Origin of the sequence: Levilactobacillus mulengensis (assembly GCF_003946045.1) — a bacterium.
GTDB lineage: Bacteria > Bacillota > Bacilli > Lactobacillales > Lactobacillaceae > Levilactobacillus > Levilactobacillus mulengensis.
On record NZ_RHNW01000001.1, the window covers coordinates 252,880 to 272,564 of the forward strand.

22 protein-coding genes are annotated in these 19,685 nt (G+C 50.6%); 7 read left to right on the forward strand and 15 right to left on the reverse strand.

Annotated features, from left to right (window positions below; genetic code table 11):
• Positions 1 to 81: 81 nt before the first annotated feature.
• The 5 genes from EKM84_RS01165 to EKM84_RS01185 all read right to left on the reverse strand — a co-directional run bounded on the left by EKM84_RS01165 (position 82) and on the right by EKM84_RS01185 (position 3,867).
• A complete protein-coding gene (locus tag EKM84_RS01165) occupies positions 82 to 414 on the reverse strand; it encodes a hypothetical protein (RefSeq protein WP_125762809.1) in 333 nt (110 codons plus the stop codon).
• A gap of 95 nt (positions 415 to 509) precedes the next feature.
• Positions 510 to 1,268 (reverse strand): RsmE family RNA methyltransferase, encoded by a 759-nt coding sequence (locus EKM84_RS01170; protein WP_125762811.1) that lies wholly within the window; start codon positions 1,266 to 1,268, stop codon positions 510 to 512.
• A gap of 2 nt (positions 1,269 to 1,270) precedes the next feature.
• Complete coding sequence (gene prmA, locus EKM84_RS01175) at positions 1,271 to 2,221, reverse strand: 50S ribosomal protein L11 methyltransferase (RefSeq protein WP_125762813.1); 951 nt, start codon at positions 2,219 to 2,221, stop codon at positions 1,271 to 1,273.
• Positions 2,222 to 2,854: 633 nt separating this feature from the next.
• Entirely contained in the window at positions 2,855 to 3,172 is a 318-nt protein-coding gene (locus tag EKM84_RS01180; protein ID WP_191988054.1) for a hypothetical protein, read from the reverse strand.
• A gap of 296 nt (positions 3,173 to 3,468) precedes the next feature.
• Complete coding sequence (locus tag EKM84_RS01185) at positions 3,469 to 3,867, reverse strand: iron-sulfur cluster biosynthesis family protein (RefSeq protein ID WP_125762817.1); 399 nt, start codon at positions 3,865 to 3,867, stop codon at positions 3,469 to 3,471.
• Positions 3,868 to 4,059: 192 nt separating this feature from the next.
• Here EKM84_RS01185 and mscL point away from each other — a divergent pair, with 192 nt between their 5' ends.
• From mscL to EKM84_RS01220, 7 genes are all read left to right on the forward strand, one after another.
• Complete coding sequence (mscL, locus tag EKM84_RS01190) at positions 4,060 to 4,434, forward strand: large-conductance mechanosensitive channel protein MscL (RefSeq protein ID WP_125762819.1); 375 nt, start codon at positions 4,060 to 4,062, stop codon at positions 4,432 to 4,434.
• 311 nt (positions 4,435 to 4,745) lie between these two features.
• Entirely contained in the window at positions 4,746 to 5,375 is a 630-nt protein-coding gene (locus EKM84_RS01195; RefSeq protein ID WP_125762821.1) for a sunset domain-containing protein, read from the forward strand.
• A 1-nt stretch (position 5,376) separates the two neighbouring features.
• Positions 5,377 to 6,237 (forward strand): DNA/RNA non-specific endonuclease, encoded by an 861-nt coding sequence (locus EKM84_RS01200; protein ID WP_125762823.1) that lies wholly within the window; start codon positions 5,377 to 5,379, stop codon positions 6,235 to 6,237.
• A gap of 60 nt (positions 6,238 to 6,297) precedes the next feature.
• Positions 6,298 to 6,549, forward strand: coding sequence for a hypothetical protein (locus tag EKM84_RS01205; protein WP_191988055.1), 252 nt, complete (start codon positions 6,298 to 6,300; stop codon positions 6,547 to 6,549).
• Between the two features lie 171 nt (positions 6,550 to 6,720).
• Positions 6,721 to 7,083: a hypothetical protein gene (locus tag EKM84_RS01210; RefSeq protein WP_125762827.1), complete on the forward strand. Its 363-nt coding sequence runs from the start codon at positions 6,721 to 6,723 to the stop codon at positions 7,081 to 7,083.
• A gap of 133 nt (positions 7,084 to 7,216) precedes the next feature.
• Complete coding sequence (locus EKM84_RS01215; protein ID WP_125762829.1) at positions 7,217 to 7,570, forward strand: hypothetical protein; 354 nt, start codon at positions 7,217 to 7,219, stop codon at positions 7,568 to 7,570.
• Between the two features lie 166 nt (positions 7,571 to 7,736).
• Complete coding sequence (locus EKM84_RS01220) at positions 7,737 to 8,144, forward strand: hypothetical protein (RefSeq protein ID WP_125762831.1); 408 nt, start codon at positions 7,737 to 7,739, stop codon at positions 8,142 to 8,144.
• Positions 8,145 to 8,279: 135 nt separating this feature from the next.
• Here the strand turns inward: EKM84_RS01220 and EKM84_RS01225 are convergent, their stop codons facing one another.
• The 10 genes from EKM84_RS01225 to dnaK form a co-directional block, all read right to left on the reverse strand.
• Positions 8,280 to 8,522: a hypothetical protein gene (locus EKM84_RS01225; protein ID WP_125762833.1), complete on the reverse strand. Its 243-nt coding sequence runs from the start codon at positions 8,520 to 8,522 to the stop codon at positions 8,280 to 8,282.
• A 252-nt stretch (positions 8,523 to 8,774) separates the two neighbouring features.
• Positions 8,775 to 9,308, reverse strand: coding sequence for a hypothetical protein (locus EKM84_RS01230; RefSeq protein WP_125762835.1), 534 nt, complete (start codon positions 9,306 to 9,308; stop codon positions 8,775 to 8,777).
• Between the two features lie 321 nt (positions 9,309 to 9,629).
• On the reverse strand, positions 9,630 to 11,462 hold the full coding sequence (gene lepA / locus EKM84_RS01235) for a translation elongation factor 4 (protein WP_125762837.1): 1,833 nt from the start codon (positions 11,460 to 11,462) through the stop codon (positions 9,630 to 9,632).
• Between the two features lie 199 nt (positions 11,463 to 11,661).
• The gene (dltD, locus tag EKM84_RS01240) at positions 11,662 to 12,951 is read right to left on the reverse strand and encodes a D-alanyl-lipoteichoic acid biosynthesis protein DltD (protein ID WP_125762839.1); all 1,290 of its coding nucleotides are present in this window, start codon (positions 12,949 to 12,951) and stop codon (positions 11,662 to 11,664) included.
• A gap of 3 nt (positions 12,952 to 12,954) precedes the next feature.
• The gene (gene dltC / locus EKM84_RS01245; protein ID WP_125762841.1) at positions 12,955 to 13,188 is read right to left on the reverse strand and encodes a D-alanine--poly(phosphoribitol) ligase subunit DltC; all 234 of its coding nucleotides are present in this window, start codon (positions 13,186 to 13,188) and stop codon (positions 12,955 to 12,957) included.
• A 35-nt stretch (positions 13,189 to 13,223) separates the two neighbouring features.
• Entirely contained in the window at positions 13,224 to 14,432 is a 1,209-nt protein-coding gene (dltB, locus tag EKM84_RS01250) for a D-alanyl-lipoteichoic acid biosynthesis protein DltB (protein ID WP_125762843.1), read from the reverse strand.
• Positions 14,432 to 15,958 carry a D-alanine--poly(phosphoribitol) ligase subunit DltA gene (gene dltA, locus EKM84_RS01255; RefSeq protein ID WP_125762845.1) on the reverse strand — a complete coding sequence of 509 codons (1,527 nt, stop codon included), beginning with the start codon at positions 15,956 to 15,958 and terminating at the stop codon, positions 14,432 to 14,434. The genes dltB and dltA overlap by 1 nt, the downstream gene beginning before the upstream one ends.
• A gap of 53 nt (positions 15,959 to 16,011) precedes the next feature.
• Positions 16,012 to 16,161, reverse strand: a complete 150-nt coding sequence (locus EKM84_RS01260; protein ID WP_125762847.1) for a teichoic acid D-Ala incorporation-associated protein DltX — start codon at positions 16,159 to 16,161, stop codon at positions 16,012 to 16,014.
• Positions 16,162 to 16,465: 304 nt separating this feature from the next.
• Positions 16,466 to 17,614 (reverse strand): molecular chaperone DnaJ, encoded by a 1,149-nt coding sequence (dnaJ, locus tag EKM84_RS01265; RefSeq protein WP_125762849.1) that lies wholly within the window; start codon positions 17,612 to 17,614, stop codon positions 16,466 to 16,468.
• Positions 17,615 to 17,785: 171 nt separating this feature from the next.
• A complete protein-coding gene (gene dnaK / locus EKM84_RS01270) occupies positions 17,786 to 19,657 on the reverse strand; it encodes a molecular chaperone DnaK (protein ID WP_125762851.1) in 1,872 nt (623 codons plus the stop codon).
• Positions 19,658 to 19,685: the final 28 nt, after the last annotated feature.

The following is a 19,685-nucleotide window of genomic DNA, read 5'->3' on the forward strand; positions in this document are numbered from 1 at the left end:
GCCACCACCCTTAGTTTTATAAAATTGTCTGTGCTGACACGACATTGTGCGGTCAGTCACAGGTCATTTTGAACGGTTCAGTTATTTCGATTCAGTCTTGGCCTGCGTTAAGCCGTATGCCAAGTAGGAGATGCACAGGTAAACAATCGCAAAGTAACGGGTGTAGCGTGGCAAGAACCACAGCGAGCCCGCTAAATAAATGAGTGGCCAAATCAACAGCCACCACCCTGGTTGGGTCTTGCGATAGATCAGGCGACCTAAAATAATCGCCAAACAGCCATTAATAATCACCAGTAACCCGCCGAAGCGCATAACGGGGCTAATCCCGATCCCCGTGGCCAATGCTGGCAACGCCAACCCCATCACGATGGCGACCAGCCAGTAACGCCAGCCAATCCGTTCTAAAAATGCCATCTCGTTCACCCATCTCTCTTAATAATTGCAACTATTTTAGCATGTTTCAGGGAAGATTTCACCCTGTTACCCGTTATCCGAGTGAATTTGTCCGATTAACTGTGACTACCTTGCTGTAACTCCAAGACCATGGAAACCGCCGACAGGAAATACAGCGGGGCCGTTTCCGTGCGAAGAATCCGTGGGCCTAAGCCCACCAGCGTGGCGTTTAGGTCCTGCGCCTGGGCAACTTCGGCTGGGCTGATGCCACCCTCGGGGCCAAAGACAGCGACCACGCGTTGGCCGGAAGTCAGGGCTTGGAGCTGCTGGTTTAACGCGCTCTGTTCACCCTGCTTAGCTGATTCCTCGTACGCCACTAATGCCACGTCGTGTGGTGTTTCCAAGGCTGTCCGCAGGTTGGGGGCGTAGCTGACGTCTGGCCGGCGTAACCGGTGTGCCTGTTCCGCGGCGCCATGGGCAATCTTCGTTAAGCGGGCTAACTTTTTGGCGACCTTGTTGGGCTGCCACTTGGCAACCGACCAGTCCGCGGCATAGAAAATCACGTGGTCCACGCCCAATTCGGTAGCCTTTTGGGTGATCCATTCGGCCTTTTCCTGCTTGGGCAGGCCACAGATAATCGTGACGCCCACGGGCAGTTCGACCGCTGGTGTTGGGACGGCAGTCAATTTGACCGTCGCCGCATCCCCGGTCACCGCCAGGAGTTGGCCGTGAAACAGGTGGGCCGTATCGTCCACGAACTCCGCTTCGGCACCAACCTCAGCGCGTAGGACCGTGACCCAGTGGTGATAGATGGCCGGTGAGAGGGTAATTTGTTCGCCATCCTGACTAGTTGCTTCCAAGAAATACCGTTGCATACTTAGTCATCCTCCGTTGGTTTATGGGCGATTACCCCGCGCCAGTCCTTCATTTGCAGGATGTTGTCGATGATGAAACCCTGCTTCTTCTGGGCGGCCACAACTTCGTCCAACTTGTCGGCGATGATGCCGGACGTCAGGAAGTAACCCCCATCATGCAGGTTTTCCCAAGCTTGGGGAATCAGTGGCAAGATGATTTCGGCCAGAATGTTGGCCACTACTAGATCAACTGGCTGATGAATCCCATTCAACAGGTCGTTGGGCTTAGCCACGATGTCCGTTGCGACGGGGTTGAGGTCCAAGTTGGTCTTGGCGGAACGAACGGCCACGTCATCGAGGTCAAAGGCCGTGATGTCCTTAACGCCCAAGTACTTGGCCGCAATGCTCAGAACGCCTGAGCCGGTTCCCACGTCGTACATGGTCTCGCCGCCGCGAACCACCATTTCTAGGGCCGTCAGTGACAGCCGCGTGGTTGGGTGCGTCCCGGTCCCAAAGGCCATCCCTGGGTCCAAACGAATCACGTGTTCATCCGCCTGAACCGGTTGGTAATTTTCCCAGCTAGGGCTGACCGTCAAATAACGGGTGACCCGGACCGGGTGGTAATACTTCTGCCAGGCAGTCGCCCAGCTTTCGTCGTCCACGGCCTTGGTCGTAACCGTCCCGGGCGTGGGGTCCAAGCCAAACTTGGTCAGGTCACTGACCCGTTGCTTGATGGTTGGTAAAATTTCTGGCACAAAGATGGTTTCGGGATAGTAAGCGCTGATTTCCGCGCCAGACGTCCGGTGCGGAATCGTCGCGAGATCGACGACTTCCCCGTACTTGCCGGGCTTCAGGTTGGCAAAGTCGGCGGCGTCATCGATTTTCACGCCACTGGCCCCTGCTTCCTGTAAAATATTGCTAACGGCCTCAACGGCTTCGTTCGTGGTAATGACACTGACTTCGGTCCATTCCATGGGTAAATATCCTCCTTGAGGGTTTAATTTTCTATATATGATCTTTCACTATGCTTCCGGGCGGGTGAAAATGAGCCGACCTGCCCGTTCCCGACGGTGGGTTCAAGGTGCCCTGCTGTGGGGCCCGGCTCCAGCCTGTGAAACGGTCTTCCACCTCGGCTTGAAGCCTGGAAAATCGCCAGTCTCCAAGACCGTCCCATGCTCTAACCTGAGAAAACACTCAGGTAAGACCATCGACACAGCTGGGCACCTTGACCCGCCTCTGGTCACTGACATGGTGGTCTCATTTTATCGCGCCGTAACCGACGTGACAGCAATTATAATCTGCCAATTTTTATCGAACGGTCATGCAATAGCCCGTCACCTCAAAGCGCCAAATACGACTTACGCCTAGCGAGATAAACGCGTTATCAGCCTTCGACGGAAAACCCATAGCAGGATCACCTTGACCCCGCCATCGAGAGCGGACTTCACCCGCGATTTTCACGCAGGTTGGTCACCGGAAAGAAGCTGACTCTTCAATTATAGAGGAGTCGGCTGTGAATTGCCAAAATTCAGGCCAAAGAAAAGAGCCGCGGGCAAATTTAATTGCCTGCGGCTCACCGCTAAAATTAAATAATTAACAAAACGGTCCTAGACCTTCTCGGTATCGCTCGGATGATCAGCGTGACGTTGCTCGCGCTGGGCAAGTTGCGTTTCCAAGTAATCTAACATATCCGCCTCGTTTTGAAACACGCGTGGATGCTTTTGTTTGTGCAACCGCAAATCAATCTCGTTGATTCGCTGGCGTCCGGTCCACGTGTGACCATAACGAATGATTACCCGATTATTGAGCGAATCTTGACCGAATTTAAACACGTAGACGCTCTCTGGCGCCATTAATGGCCGGATATACGACTTTTCGTAACGATAGTTATGTTGCCGTAAGAACTCTTTGGTCCGACTCAGCATGGTAATCACCTCCTAATTCATGACAATCTACTCAGCTTTTAACCGACTCTTAAGCCGGTTCGGTTGCCTACCCGTTTTAAAATGTATCAATAATTGATAATAGTTGATTTTTCACTAGATTGCAAGCAAAATGTCTGGCTTCCCAAACTTTTTTCACGGTCGATTACAGGAAATTTCACACATTTGGCAATCCGATTGAAACCACTTACATTGTTTATTGTACTATACTTTCAAGACCATTGGAACTAACTAAATTGAAAAAACACGGCTCACTTTCGGGACGCGTTAATGTAAACTTAGCAAGACTCACCCTTCATCGTGATTCCCTGGGCGAAGGCAGCCAATACGTCCTGGCCATTCGCAATTTGGACCGTGTTGTCCAGCATGGCATGCGCATCATCCTTGATGGAAACCTGACCGTTTTGATAATCCATGGCTACGCCCGTTTCCAGAAAAATCAGATCGTAGTCGGACGTCCAGAGATGAATCCCCTGGTCGTTGTGCAATTTAACCGGATAATCCTTGTCAGGCGCATCAATCACAATCAGGGTGAAGTTGGTGCCAATCGTACAGGCACCACCCTGCAGAGAATACTTGCCGCCACCATCATCCGTCAATAAAATCAAATTCTTTTGTGCCAACCCCTTATGCTGCAGCAACGCAACCAGTGAGTCGCTTAATTGAATACTGGCCATTTTAAATCCCCCTTAATTTGAATCTATTTACTCTATAAGTCCATTTTACCGCAGCGCAACCGACCGCGCACCACCGAGCGCTTCGTTTCCGCTAGGTCATTAGTCGCTAAACGTTTTAGCCCCAGCGTTTTGGTTGCAATTTTCACCCAAATCATTAAAAATAGAAGACAAAACCTTTAGGAGGAATCGCTCGTGTTAAAAGAATTTAAAGAGTTTATTGCCCGCGGCAACGTGATGGACCTGGCCGTCGGGGTTATCGTCGGGGCAGCCTTTACCGCCATCGTCAACTCGTTGGTCACCAACCTAATCAACCCCCTGCTGGGCATCTTTGTGGGGAGCATTGACTTCTCCAACCTGGTGCTCACCGTGGGCAGCGCCCATTTCCGTTACGGGGCCTTCATCAACTCGGTGATTAATTTCCTGATTATTGCCTTCGTGGTCTTCCTGTTGATCAAGTTGCTCAACAAGATTCTGGCCAAGCCGGCGGAAGAGCCTAGCGAGCCCGTGCCAACGCAGGAGGAAAAGTACCTGCGTGAAATCGTCGAGTTGCTTAAAAAGGACAAGTAACCCGCTCAGTTCACCAAGGTGAAGCCAGCTCTACTAACACGTCTCACCCTTACACAAACCTTTCGATTAGCCATGTCTATCCGTGATTTACGGGAGACATGGCTTTTTTGGTTACCCCACTGGCCCCCATTTTTATTAGCGACGTCATTAACCAGAAAAATTTTGTTCACCCTCGCAATCTTTAGAATTAATTACAAAAAAGTCTTGCGACTGGCGGTCCATGCCCGTAGAATTGGTGATGAACCACAACTACTTTGTAGCATACATACAGCACTAAAGTGGCAAACTAGGAGAAAGAAGCTGATTATCGCATGACTTTTGCACTTATTTGGATCCTCCTGTGGGGCGGGGCGGCCTACTGGGTCCTGCGCAAACCCCACCGCCGCAAGATCTTGGGGAGTGCCTTTATTTTTCTCGCCCTCTTTGGCGGCGTGGTCGGGCTGGCCGCTGACAACCCACAACCGACCGTCAAGACCAAGACCGTTCTGGTGGGCACGAAACGCTTATCCCGCGCCAAGGCCGAGTCCCGCCGGTTGGCTGTGATTGCTAGTCAACAGACCGCCACCAGCGACCCACTTGATGCCCAGTCCAGTTCGCAGGCCGCCGCTGCTAGTAAAGCCGCCAGTGCCAGTGAAGCTGCCAGCCAGTCCGAAAGTCGGGCGAGTGCGAAACGTGCCTCACGGGAAGCGGCCAGTCAAGCAGCCGCGGCCAAGGCCAGTAGTCGTGCCGCTAGTTCTAGCGCGACCACGCAGTCTAGCCACGCCCGCCGCACCCAAGGCGACCTGACCACCGGCAAGGACGGCCAGATTATCGGCAACAAGAATTCCAAGATTTATCACGTGCCCGGGCAATCGGGCTACCACATGAACAGTAGTAACGCCGTTTACTTCCAAACGGAAGCGCAAGCCAAGGCGGCCGGCTACAGAAAGGCGTTGCGATAAGATGAAAAAGTTAACCGCCATCACGGCCACATTATTGAGTCTGACACTCATCGGGCTTAGCGGCTGCACCCATAACAAGCAGTCGGCCGCGGCCAATGTGACCAGTACCAAGGTCATTTACGATCATCAGCCCCAAAAGCAGGCTAAAAAATTAGAACGGGCCAACTCCGCGGAGCGTACCCGCTTAGCCAGCGAGCAGAAATCGTTGGCTCACCGCAAGGCCAAACTTAAAAAGTCAGCCAAGAAGAAGCCAGCCGCCACACGGTCTACCAAGTCGGCGGCCACCACGAACCTCGCCGCCCTTACCTACACGGGCCAACAGGAAATCACCGTCAACCACAACAATCCGGGCTTTAGTCGCAAACAGCTGTCCAAGACCCACGGTGCCTGGCAAACGTATCACGCCCTCGATAGCCAAAACCGGGTCACCGGTGCCGCGGCCCTGCTGAATCAGTCGCTGATGCCCAGTGCCAAACGGGAAGCTCTGACCGTCGATCCCACCGGCTGGCACAATAAGCGCACGCATCACGGCTGGTTGTACAACCGTAGCCATTTAATCGGCTACCAATTTACCGGTCAAAATAACAATCCTAAGAACCTGATGACCGGGACACGAACCCTGAACAGTCCACTTATGTTGCACAACGAAATGGACGTCGCCACCTACCTTCACGCCAGCAAGGCCCATTACGTGCGTTACACCGTGACCCCGATTTTCCGGGGCAACGAACTGGTCGCCCGTGGGGTCCAGATGCGGGCTCAGTCGTTGGGCTCCAACGATATTCACTTCAACGTCTACATTTTTAACGTCGAACCTGGTTACACGATTGACTACGCCACCGGCTACAGTCACGCCAGTTAATCAGTGGTCCAAACTCTGAAGACTTGAAAAGCTGAACTGATTCCCCGGGAGGAAAATTTGATGAAAACATTACGCAAGGCCTTAACCCTGATTGCCATCACCTTTACGCTGGGTGGCGTCGTCGAACCCCTGACCGCCCCCGTTCCTAACGCCGAAGCCAAGAGCGTTAAAGTCTGGATTGCCCCTAACCACGGCCACCGTTATCACTTCGATAAAACCTGCCGCGGCTTGAACCACGCGGGCAAACTCAAACACGTGACGAAGAAATGGGCAAAGGCCCACCACTACACGCTGTGTGGCTGGGAAAAGTAAAGCCTGTAAGGCTGGCGCACCTGCCAGCCTTTTTGCGTGCCACCGTTTGGTCTAACCAGCCGCTTACTATTTTGCGAGAAAATGCTATACTGTGGAAAGGGTCATTTGTTTAGCGAATAAATAAAATTTAACTATTCTACATATTTTATGTGAATCTAGAGGTCGACGAAGATGAAAGAACAACAAGCAGATTTTACCGAAACTGATTGGCAACGGGCCCAAACGGCGGTCTTTGACGAGTATGACCTATTCACCAAGCAGCTCCACGTAGAAGGTGTGGACTACACCATCTTACAAGCACGCAGAATCGTGATCTACCAGGATTTGATTGAGGAATGGCGCCACAGTGCCCCGACGCTGAAGGTTGATTTAGAAGACAATACCGAAGCGCTGACGGTCTTTGAGGACCTCGCCACGGATGGCAAGAGCCACCTGCTGGACCGCTGTGCTAAAAAAATGGAAAAGTGGCCGGACTACATCCCCTCACCCCTAACGATTTGGCTGGAACTGGCCGAGGATGCCGAACGCGAGTAAGTGCAAATGGCTAAGTCCCTTATTGATTAGACTGCTGAAACGACTGGCGACTAGCTAGCCGTTTTTTGCTCGTCTGCGGTGACGTCCAAAACTGACGACGTTAAAAGCTGATTGTCTTTCTAGGAGGAGTTTCATGCATTTGAGAAAATGGGGATTGTTGTTACTGGCCCTGGTCGTGGTCGGCTTACCCGCTGTCCCCGTCCACGCCAGTTATCTAAACGGTAATTCGTACGCCGCTATGGCTACCCGCCGTGTCAAAATCACCCGGACCGTTCACGTTTACCGGGTGCGGACCGGCAAGTACGAAGCCGCCAACCGCTTTACGGATGCCGGGTACGTTCACAAGGGCGCGCACGTCAAGATTTCCCACTGGTTGATGAGTGCCGGTAGTGTCTGGGTAATCAAGTCGCCACACAAGTACACCCACAATTCACGAACCTTCTTTGTGGTTGCGGCCAAGGGTCATCATTGGTATCGCAAATATTAATAGCGAAACAGCTGCAACGGTTGTCGAAAATGGCAACCGGTTTTTGATGTGATGATTAATCGCCTTCATAGTCTAACGAAGAATACATTTTCTTCCACCCAATTTCAGCTGTATATTAATCTGTGTATTAGTGTCTACATAAATTTTGGTGTAAAGGATGATTTCAATGAATAAACGTCTAACACTTTCAATCACGCTGTTAACCGGTCTGTTGTTGGGCTCTGCTGGACTGCCGGTATCGGCCGAGGCGAAAACGACCAAAGCGGTGCCCACGCAACTGCGTGGCTACTACAAGCACGGCCAGGCCAAGGCCATCCATTTGACCCGGCATTACTTTGATGTCGGCCCCTTTGGCAAGGGCTCCTTCCACATCAAGGTGACCTCTGTGAAGCAAACTGGTAATCACTATTCAATCCTGATGCGCAAATTTTCCAAAAAGCCGATGAAGCTGACCCAGTTGTCGCATAAGCAGCTGCAGTTCTCTGGGCAATTCCCATTCGCCAGCAAAAAGAAAGTTGCTACGCGGACCACGAAATCAGCTTTTGACCATATTTATAACTATACCGCCTACTAAAAATTTGATTGGCCTTTTATCCTGTCCAGTAGCAATGCAAAACACCCAGGTTCACGTCGATTGACGCGTGCCTGGGTGTTTTAATTTACAAAAAGCCAACGACTACATCCCTGATGTCAGTCGTTGACCCCCTACTTAAACGCGTTCGCCAAGATCCAACAGTTCTAACCGTTCCAGTTTAGTTAACCGCCATTCGACCTCAGTTGGCGATAACTGTAAGCTCTCCACCGGAATGACACAGTGATTCGTCCATGACCACTCACAAACCTGTTCTAAGATTTTCAAATCTTCATCATCCAGGTCGTCAATGACAATGGCTAATCGATCAATAAACGCGGTCGGTCCCCCATGAAACGCAAATGCTAGTCCCTTAGTCATGCGCTACTCCCCCTCAATCGTTCTATAGCTGTCTAACGTCGCTAAATATATCTGTAGATTACCATTGATTGGGTTAGTGATGTATGGGGGATGACTTGTCTGGAAAGCTTAGTTTCTAAACGAACGGGGAGAATTTTTGGTACTGTTATATTCGTCATTTGTTCGAACTGATCATTCAATCAATACTCCCCACAATACCAGCTGTCGAAAATAATTTGCGGTTATATGCATAAATACGACTAATATCACCCATTATAAGGATTTTTCAAATTTTCCGTCCATTCTATCAGCTATTGAATTTAGTTCTTGCCTATTGTAATCGTTAATTTTTAACGATTCATCTCCTACCATTTTCTTGGAGATAGCATAAAGAGCATGTGCAACATCCTCTCTATTTTCTTCAAGAACATCACTACCTAAACTGTCCTCAATAGATCTTAACCTATTGACCCAATCTCGTTGAACCTCGTCACTAGCTTTGTGCTTGCCGTTGACTTCATGCAAAGCAAGGTCCATAAGGATACGACTAAGGCTCATTTTGACTTTTCTATCAGCACTTTCACTCAATGTTGAAATCTGCTTCAAGTTATATTTGGTAACCATTTCATTTTCGAGTTCAGCCTTCATTTTGTCATACTGCTCCCTACTTGCTCTAAGCTGTAGCCACATTAGTGCTGAAAAAGCAATAGTAGTCAGTACTAGAACAATCGCAATTATAGACAAGTAATGGTCATTAATTGCGTGTATTTGGTCGAAAAGATTTTGAATAATTTCATCCTTGCTCATATTCGATACCTCCATAGTTATGTTAATTATATCAGAACCATACTAAACTAAAACATCATTGCTAGGACCATCTCCCCACACTACTATGCTGTTGGAAGACGGTGCAAATGTTACAAGGCCATGGGCATATTACTCTCACGTCACCAAAAAAGTGAGTTCCGAGACCGCCGACATATTCAAAAAAATGGTGCTCCATCAGAAAAACTGACAGTGCACCATCTTAGTAAATTATTTAATTTTGTCGACATGCCGACAATTCCGTCGGCAAATGGTAGGCAAATGGGCGGCAACCGAAAAGGCAGTCCCCTAGAACCCGCGTCACTACTTGGTTTCATCCTCGTCAGTCTTCAAAACGGCCATGAACGCTTCCTGAGGGATATCCACTTTCCCAACAGCCTTCATCCGCTTTTTCCCAACTTTTTGTTTCTCTAACAGCTTCATCCGTCGAGTCCGGTCACCACCATAAAGCTTGGCGGTCACGTCCTTCCGGTAGGCCTTGATCGTGGTTCTCGCAATGATCTTAGCCCCAATAGCTGCTTGCACAGGGATTTCAAAGTTTTGCCGGGGGATAATCCCCTTCAAGCGGGACGCAATCTCACGACCCCGTTGGGCGGCGAAGGTGCGGTGCGCGATAAAGCTCAGGGCATCGACCTTGTCGCCATTCAGGAGAATATCGATTTTGACCAAGTCGGCCTCTTGATACCCGGCCCGCTCGTAATCCAATGAAGCGTAGCCCCGGGTGCTGGATTTCAGCTTGTCAAAGAAGTCAAAAATGATTTCTGACAACGGCATGTTATAGATAATGTTGACCCGGTAATCATCCAGGTATTCCATCGTCAAGAACTGGCCCCGTCGGTGTTGGCACAGGTCCATGACGGCCCCAACGTATTCGTTAGGCGCCATGATGGTGGCCTTCACGATAGGTTCTTCAATCCGCTTGATGGCGGAAGCTTCCGGCATTTCTGCAGGGTTTTCAACTTCCTTCATGCCACCGTCCGTCAAGTACGCGTGATAGGTAACGGATGGTGCCGTAGTAATCAAGTCCAGGTTGAATTCCCGTTCCAAACGTTCCTGGATGACGTCCATGTGGAGCATCCCCAAGAACCCACACCGGAACCCAAATCCTAACGCTTGCGACGCTTCGGGTTCAAATTCCAACGCGGCATCGTTCAGCTTCAATTTTTCCAAAGCCTCACGCAGGTCGTTCAACTTCGCGTTGTCGGTCGGGTAAAGCCCGGCGTAAACCATGGGACTCATTTCCCGGTACCCAGGCAAGGCCTTGTCGGCAGGCTTAGCCGCATTGGTGACGGTATCACCCACTCGGGTATCCGTGATGTCCTTGATGCTGGCCGTGATGTAACCCACGTCACCGGCAATCAGGTAGTCGCGTGAAATCGGCTTAGGCGAGTTGACCCCGACTTCAGTCACTTCATACTCACTACCGCTGTTCATCAGACGAATCTTATCGCCGGGTTGAACCGTGCCCTCAAATACCCGAACACTCAGCACAACCCCCCGGTAATCATCGTAAACGGAGTCGAAGACCAAGGCCTTCAACGGCGCATCCAGGTCGCCACTAGGTGCGGGCACCTTGGCCACGATTTGTTCCAGCAGTTCTGGAATCCCGATACCCTGCTTGGCACTGGCCAAGACGGCGTCGGACGCATCCAACCCAATCACGTCTTCAATTTCTTTTTTAACCTTTTCTGGATCAGCGGCGGGCAAGTCAATCTTGTTAACGACCGGCACGATTTCCAGGTTATCGTCCAAGGCTAAGTAAACGTTGGCCAACGTCTGGGCTTCGACCCCTTGGGCAGCATCCACGACCAGAACGGCCCCTTCACAGGCTGCCAAGCTCCGTGAGACCTCATAGGAGAAGTCGACGTGCCCTGGTGTATCGATCAGGTGAAATTCATAGTCGTGGCCGTCCTTGGCGTGATACGTCAATTCAACCGCGTTTAATTTAATCGTAATTCCGCGTTCACGCTCAAGGTCCATGTTATCCAACACTTGATCTTGCATGTCGCGCTTGGAAATGGTATCCGTTAACTCCAAGATTCGGTCCGCAATCGTGGACTTCCCGTGGTCGATATGGGCCACGATGGAAAAGTTACGGATGTATTTTTGATGTTGCTTTAATTTCTCAAGATCCATGTTGATTTCCTACTTTCTTAAACGCCATTCTCAACAATTATAACATAGCCATCGCATTTTCCTACCTTTAACCCCTAGCGAATCCGATAAGCAATCGAAAGTTTACCCAAACGAATTCGATGCTGAAAATTCGTTTCATCCTTTCAAAAATCACAAAAAAACGGGCACCCCACCAAAGAGGATACCCGCCAGTTAACGTCTATTTATTGTCCGCCTCATACTGCTTCAAATCGCTTGGCGCCAAGTTCTGCCATTGCTTACTGTAGAACTTGTCGTTAATCGCGTAGTGCGGTTGCGGTTGTTGCTTACTGAGAAACGGATTGACTCGTTGATCGACGGCCAACCAACCGCGCCAGCCCAGGTGAATCGTATCCGTCATGAAGTACGGCACGTTCCCCTTGTTGCTGAGGTCAACAATGTTGTTGAATCCTTGTGATTGTAATTGGTAGTGAATCTTTTGGTCAAACTGCTTGAGCATCGTGGCCGATAAGCCCGTGTACTTCTGCCACCGCGCGTTGATTGGTGGAATGATGAAGAGCACGTTGGTGTTCAACCGTGAGAATTGATCCAGACACAGCTGGAAGTCAGCGAATTCTGGCGACTTGGTGTACGACAGGTTCTTCTGGAAGTTCTTCAGATTGCCCGTCTTCAATTCCTTCTTCAGCCCTTGCTTATAGAACTTATCGCTGATGTGGAATCGGTTATCACCGGTCGCTGCTTTCCCTAACTGACCACCCAGGCGATCCAGTGCCGAGTAGGAATAATGAGTGGGTAACTTCTTGGCTTGCTGGTTCACCCGATTGAGGTTTTGCGATGGCAGATCAATGCCGGAGAAGAACTGGTCTTCTTGTGTCAGCATATTCTTGCGCGTTTGCAGGTAGAACCGCTGGAAATCAGTCAGTCGTTCACCCTTGGCCACGCGTTGTAGCGCAGCGTAGATGAAGTGGTCCGAGTTAGCAGCGGGCATTTGGAGCAACCGTTGGGCCGCGTACTGGTCAATTGCATCGTGCCGGAAATGGGTCAACCATTCCGCCGTTTGTAATTGTGAGTAGTAGAACCCAAACGCGTCTTTCCGCGTCCCGTTTTTCACGAACCATTGTGGTGAGATCACGAAGACGGCTTTCTTGTTCCGCAATTCGCCCTGAATATTTTGCATCACAAAGTATTGGGTCAGAGATTGTGAGCCCCGCGCCCCTAGCAGAAATGGTCGATAAGACCGCTTGTACTTCTGCGCCAAAACGGACGGATGCATGGGGTCAAACCGTGACCACTCGGAGGAGCCAAAGAATGGCACGTAGCCATCCTTTAACGCCTGTTCCTTTATGCGCTTCCCTCGTAAAACGTTGGGTGACAAGGAAACTGCCGCCTGCCGTTCACGAGCCGCGCTAACGTGACTGAAGCCCCAGGTAACGGGCATCGCCAACACCGCAAAAACCAGAATCGCCGCGAGAATTAACGGACCAAAGATCCGTAGTAATCGCTTTGCCATTGGCTAAGCCAGACTTTCGACTTTCGCAATGATTTTGTTGGGCGTGTCCCACTCTGACCGCTCAAATTCAGAAACGGGCACGTTGATGCCTAAGTCCCCTTGTAATTGCAATAACAGTTGGACAGACCCCATGGAGTCCATCAGACCACTGTCGAACAAGTTGTCGTCCATCGCGCCACTAACATCGTTACCAGTTAAGTCGTTTAAAATCCCTAAAACAGTTTCTTTGATATCCATAATAATTTCCCCCTAAATAATAGTTATAACCCTACTTAATGAAACCATAATTTATCCAGCATCCCTGAGAAAATCAGGAAGCTGAAGCAGACCATATTTGCCGTTAAGAAGATGGCAAATACTTGGGTGAAGCCGTTGTGTGGCACACTGGCTCGGTGCTTCTTCTTGTACCGCAGCCAAGTGTCGTTGATGACCAACGCACACCCATGAAACAGCCCGTACGTGATGTAGTACCAGGTGACTCCGTGCCAGAACCCCATGACTAACATATTGATAATGTACGTCACGTTAGCCGTGGTAGTCGGCTTCTTGAAGACCTTATGCTTCATGAACCAGAAAACCAGGCGCATGTAGATAAAGTCTCGGAACCAGAAGGACAACGTAATGTGCCACCGGTTCCAGAAATCCTTGATGTTCGGTGAGCGCCACGGTTGATTGAAGTTCATTGGCGTCGCAATGCCCATGATATAGGACGTCCCGACGGCAAACAACGAGTACCCCGCGAAGTCAAAGAACAAGTCAGCACTGTAAGCATACATGTACCCCAGCACCGGCCAAGACAAGTCCATGAAGCCGCCCCGAGAATGCATTGCCATCACTTGCAGCTTAGGCATCAGCATCGTCCCGAAGTAGTACGCCAAGATGAACTTGTACAAGAAACCAACGAAGATGTAACGAATCCCCTTTTGAATCATCCCGAGATATTTCTCTCGGTCGGGCACTGACCGGTAATCGGCTTCAAACCGCCGGTAACGGTCAATGGGCCCGGATGAAATCGTAGGGAAGAACAGCATGAACTGCAGGAACGTCATGACCTGATAGTCTTTTAACGTGCCATCCCGCGTTTCCATCATGGTTTGCACCGCCCGGAACGTCAGGTAACTGACCCCCAGGAACCCAATCAGGGAAGCCTGACCGTTTTCCACGGCGGGTGTGACCTTCACGATGGTCAACGGAATAATGGCGAGAATCACCATCAGGTAAAATATTGGCCCCGAATTTTGGTGCTTACGATAAACGGCATACCCCCAGGTCAACGCCACTTCGTACAAAATGTAGATGATCAAGGCCACCCCTTGGGTCCATTTGGGACCACCAAAGGTTAAGACCAGAAAGAAGATTGAGATCAACGTTTCGTACAGGCGTGACCGTTTGCCGTACAGAAGACCAATCATCAGTGGCAGTAACGCCACACCCAACAAGGCAAAGTACGTTGGGTTGCCGTAAGGCTCAAATGACAACATTACTGATTGACCTCGGCGATAATCGATTTAATATCAACCTTGCCGTTGGGGGTCATCGGTAGGCTTTCCTTGTAGACGAAGCGCTGTGGAATCATGTATTCCATCATGTCGCCGCCCTGTAAATTCTGTTTGATAGCCTTGGTCAGGGCTAATTCACTTGCAATTTCTGGTTCGCTTGGGACGACCCAGGCAATCAACTGGCTAACCTTGTGGTTGCGGTCGTACCGTGGTACGGCAACGCCCACTTGGATATGGTCCTCTTGAGACAGGTAGTGGTTAACCTCTTCCAGTTCGATACGGTAGCCGTGAAGCTTGATTTGAAAATCAGTCCGGCCACGGTACATAATCAAGCCGTTGTCCAATTGAACCCCTAAGTCACCAGAGCGGTAAACCGTTTTCCCGTCCACTGTAACAAAGGCCTTTTCAGTCTTCTCTGGATTGTGCAGGTACCCTTTGGACATGGACGGCCCGCTGATCATCAGCTCGCCTTCAGTTCCCGCTGGAACCGTCTGGAGCTGGTCATCAACCACGGTGATCTGCGTATCATCCTTGGCGTAGCCGATTGGCAACCGTGGGTAGTCCGCTAAGATCTGTTCCGTAATTTCCACTTGGGTCACCGCCACCGTGGTTTCCGTTGGTCCGTAAGTGTTGAAGATCCGGGCCTTAGGGAAGCGCTGGTGCAGGTTCGCTGCCGTGGCATGCGTCAATTCCTCGCCGCAGAACAGGAACCGGGTGAGCTGTGGATAATGAGTGGCATCAAATGTGGGCTCCATTAAGCAAATGTCCACAAAGGATGGGGTTGAGACCCAGACGTTCAGGTTCATCGTCGGTAAGGTTTCAAACAAGGCGCGGAAGTTATCCGTGACGGTCTTGGGTAACGCCACCAACGTGCCCCCCGCTGCCAAGGTCGGTCCCCAATCCATGACGGACAGGTCGAACGAGTATGGCGCTTGTGATAACGTGCGGGCATTGGCTGGCAACGTGAAGTCATCGCTCAGCATCCAGTTCACATAGCTTAAAAGATTGGTGTGTGAAATCTGAACCCCTTTAGGCTTGCCAGTCGTCCCCGACGTGAAGATGATGTAGTAGGTGTCATCCCCGCTAACGCCATGGTCCACGTGATAGTCGACGGACTGGGTAAAAATCGTGGCTAAGTCATCGGCGGTAATCACCGGTGTGTCACCCAAGGTGGTTGGCAAGTCGCTGACAGCAATCGCCGCCGCTGGTTGCGCAATCTCATTGATTGTGGTAATTCGTTCCAGTGGTGAGTGTGTGTCGATTGGGACATACGCGTGACCACTCTTCACGATTCCCAAGAACGTGGCCATCATGTCAAAGGTTTGGCCCCCGTACACCATGATTGGTGCGTGTGCCGGTAGGTCCATCCCATCCAGGTGAGCCGCCAGGGCGTCTGAACGTTGTTTTAATTCCCCATAAGTGTTTGTGTGACCAAGGTCATCGTAAGCTAACCGTTCCGGGTCTTGAAGCGCCCACTGATCCATGGCCGTAATCATGTTTCTAATCATACTCGATCCCCCCAAAGATTAATCATACTCCCACGAGCTGGTTGTTCTCGTAACTAGAACTCGTTGTAAATGAACGTTGAATTATTCAAACCACTATACCCGTACAAATAAACCAACGCCATCAAAATCACAAAGTAGAATAAGGTCCAGCCGATAAAAGCGACCACCGGCTGATGCCATAAAGCCAGCCACTTTGCTCTCATGAAATTCACCCCCAAAGTTTGTCGACCGATTCGCCCCCAAAGTCGACGTCCGTACACCACTTAACCAGATCGGTAACTCCCCGACGAATCGACGCTGGTTAAGCCTGGAGCTTATGTGGTCCCTACCACGCTCCTTATGTTCTGAGAATATCATTGCCCCACCCGGATTGCAAACAACCTCACTCAACCTTAAACCTTTCTTTTCATTTCAGGGGGGTCACGGTTATTTTGCCCATCAAAAAAGGCCACTGACAATCGTCAGCAGCCTTGATATATCAACTATTCACGCATTCTTAACTTTAGCTTAGTTTTCGTTGAACTTGTCGCGCATTTTGTTAAATAAGTTTCCTTTGCCAGTACCTGTAACACTTTCGCCACTGGCTTTAGCAAAGTCACGTAAGGCATCGCGTTGCCCCTTGTTCAGGTTCTTAGGCGTGACAACATTCACGGTCACGTGTTCGTCACCGTTCCCATTGCCCCGCAGTCTTGGCGCACCCTTGCCCTTTAAACGGAAGGTCGTGCCACCTTGGGTACCAGCTGGTACCTTCAGCTTAACGTCACCGTGGACCGTCTTGACCGTGACGTCATCCCCCAGGGTTGCCTGGACAAACGAGACGTCTTGGTTAAAGTAGATTTCCGTGCCATCGCGCCGGAAGTCCTTGCTAGGTTCCACTTGGAAGATGATGAACAGGTCACCATAGCCACCACCGTTTTGACCGGCTTCGCCTTGGCCCTGCAACCGCATTTGTTGCCCGTCATCGACCCCAGCTGGGATGGTGACTTCAACTTCGTGTTGGTCTTCCGTGTGACCGGTACCCCCACAGGTTGGGCACTTTTCTTTGATTTCTTGGCCCGTACCGTGGCAGACAGGACAAGGTTGTTGACTCCGCATCCGGCCTAATGGCGTGTTGGTCTCAGTCGTGACATAACCGGAACCCCCACACTGGTGACAAGTGACGGGTGAAGTCCCTGGCTTAGCGCCGTTCCCGCCACAGGTGTGGCATTGGGCTTCACGGGTATACTTGATCTTGGTCTTCTTCCCAAAAATGGCTTCTTCAAACTTCAAGTCCATTTGGTATTGCAGGTCCCGACCCGGCCGTGGGGCGTTCGGATTACGCTGACCGCCACCGCCACCAAAGAATTGGTTAAAGATGTCGTCGAAACCACCGCCGCCACCAAAGCCGCCGAAGCCACCCTGTTGACCGCCGCCAAAGCCACCGAAACCGCCCTGTGCGCCATCAGCGGAACCATATTGATCATAGTTTGACCGCTTCTGTTCGTCACCCAAAACGTCATAGGCATCCTGCACGGCCTTGAATTTCTCCGCCGCGTCGGGGGCCTTGTTCAAGTCCGGGTGATACTTCTTTGACAATTTGCGATAGGCCTTTTTAATTTCTGCTTGGCTGGCATCCTTTGCGACGCCCAGTACGCCATATAAGTCCGTTTCCGCCATCTTTTTCCTCCCAATCAATTCCGATATTTCCGTTACTAGCGTTGTTCGCTAGCTAGACTCGGTACAACCGATTCAGCTGTTAAAACATCCTCTAGTAAGAATAGCATACTCGAAACAAAAAGCCAAAGCCCCACGGACTCTGACTTTCTGCTTACACACTGACAGTAATGATTACTTCTTATCGTCGTCGTTAACTTCGTGGAAGTCACCGTCAACGGTATTGTCATCCTTACCATCGCTCTTAGCATCACCACTAGCTTGGCCAGCAGCGGCGCCGTCAGCACCTTGTGCTTGTTGTGCCTGTTGAGCTTGTTGGTATAACTTGACGGAGAGGTCCTGGATGATCTTGTTCAGGTCGTCCTTCTTGCTCTTCATGTCGTCCAAATTGTTCGCTTCTTGGGCCTTCTTCAGAGCATCACGGGCATCTTCAGCCTTCTTGATTTCGTCGTCAGAGACCTTACCCTTAACGTCTTTCAACGTCTTGTCGGTCTGGAAGAGTAATTGGTCGACTTCGTTCTTGGTGTCGACTTCTTCCTTACGTTGCTTGTCGGCAGCTTCGTTTTCCTTAGCTTCCTTCATCATCTTTTCAACTTCGTCGTCAGACAGACCGTCGGAGCTCTTGATGGTAATCTTTTGTTCCTTGTTCGTTCCCATATCCTTGGCAGAAACGTTAACGATCCCGTTCTTGTCGATATCGAACGTCACTTGGATTTGAGGAACACCACGAGGGGCAGCTGGAATGTCAGCGAGCTGAAAGTTACCCAACGTCTTGTTGTCAGCAGCCATTGGCCGTTCACCTTGTAAGACGTGGATATCAACGGCTGGTTGGTTGTCAGCAGCGGTTGAGAAGACTTGTGACTTGCTGGTAGGAATGGTCGTGTTCCGGTCGATCAACTTGGTGAAGACCCCACCCATGGTTTCGATACCCAAGGATAATGGCGTCACATCAAGTAAAACAACGTCCTTCACATCACCGGTGATGACCCCACCTTGAACGGCGGCACCTAAAGCAACGGCTTCATCAGGGTTGATGGAGTGGTTAGGTTCCTTGCCCGTCCACTTTTGTACGGCTTCTTGCACGGCTGGAATCCGCGTAGAACCACCGTTTAAGATCACAACATCGACGTCGCTAGCTTGTAAGTCAGCATCCTTCAACGCATTTTCAACTGGGACCCGGGTCTTTTCAACCAGGTCAGCGGTCAATTCGTTGAACTTAGCCCGGCTCAAGCTCTTTTCCAAGTGCAATGGGCCGTTGTCGCCAGCGGAGATAAATGGCAAGCTGATTGAGGCTTCAGTCACGCCAGAAAGGTCCTTCTTGGCCTTTTCAGCAGCGTCCTTTAACCGTTGAACAGCCATCTTATCCTTGGATAAGTCGACACCGTTTTCGTCCTTGAAGCCGGCAATCAACCAGTCCATGATCTTTTGGTCAAAGTCGTCCCCACCTAAATGGGTATCCCCGTTCGTAGAGAGCACATCGAAGACACCGTCACCTAAGTCCAGGATGGAGACATCAAAGGTCCCACCACCAAGGTCGTAGACCATAACTTTTTCATCTTTGTCTTGCTTGTCCAAACCGTAAGCCAAAGCAGCGGCCGTTGGTTCGTTGATGATCCGTTCAACGTTCAAGCCAGCAATCTTACCGGCATCCTTCGTCGCTTGCCGTTGGGCATCGTTGAAGTAAGCTGGGACCGTGATAACGGCCTTGTCAACCGTGTCGCCAATGTAATCTTCGGCGAATGATTTCAGGTGTTGTAAAATCATTGCAGAAACTTGTTCTGGCGTGTAATCCTTGCCATCAACCGTTTCCTTGAAGCCGGCTTCACCCATGTGACTCTTAATAGATGAAATGGTGTTCGGGTTGGTGATTGCTTGGCGCTTGGCCACTTCACCAACTTGCGTTTCGCCGTCTTTAAAAGCGACAACGGATGGCGTCGTCCGGGCGCCTTCCTTGTTCGCGATAATCTTAGGCGTGCTACCTTCAAGAACGGCGACAGCAGAGTTCGTCGTCCCTAAGTCAATTCCGATAATCTTGTTACTTGCCATCAAAAATTCCCTCTTTTTTAGTTTTTAT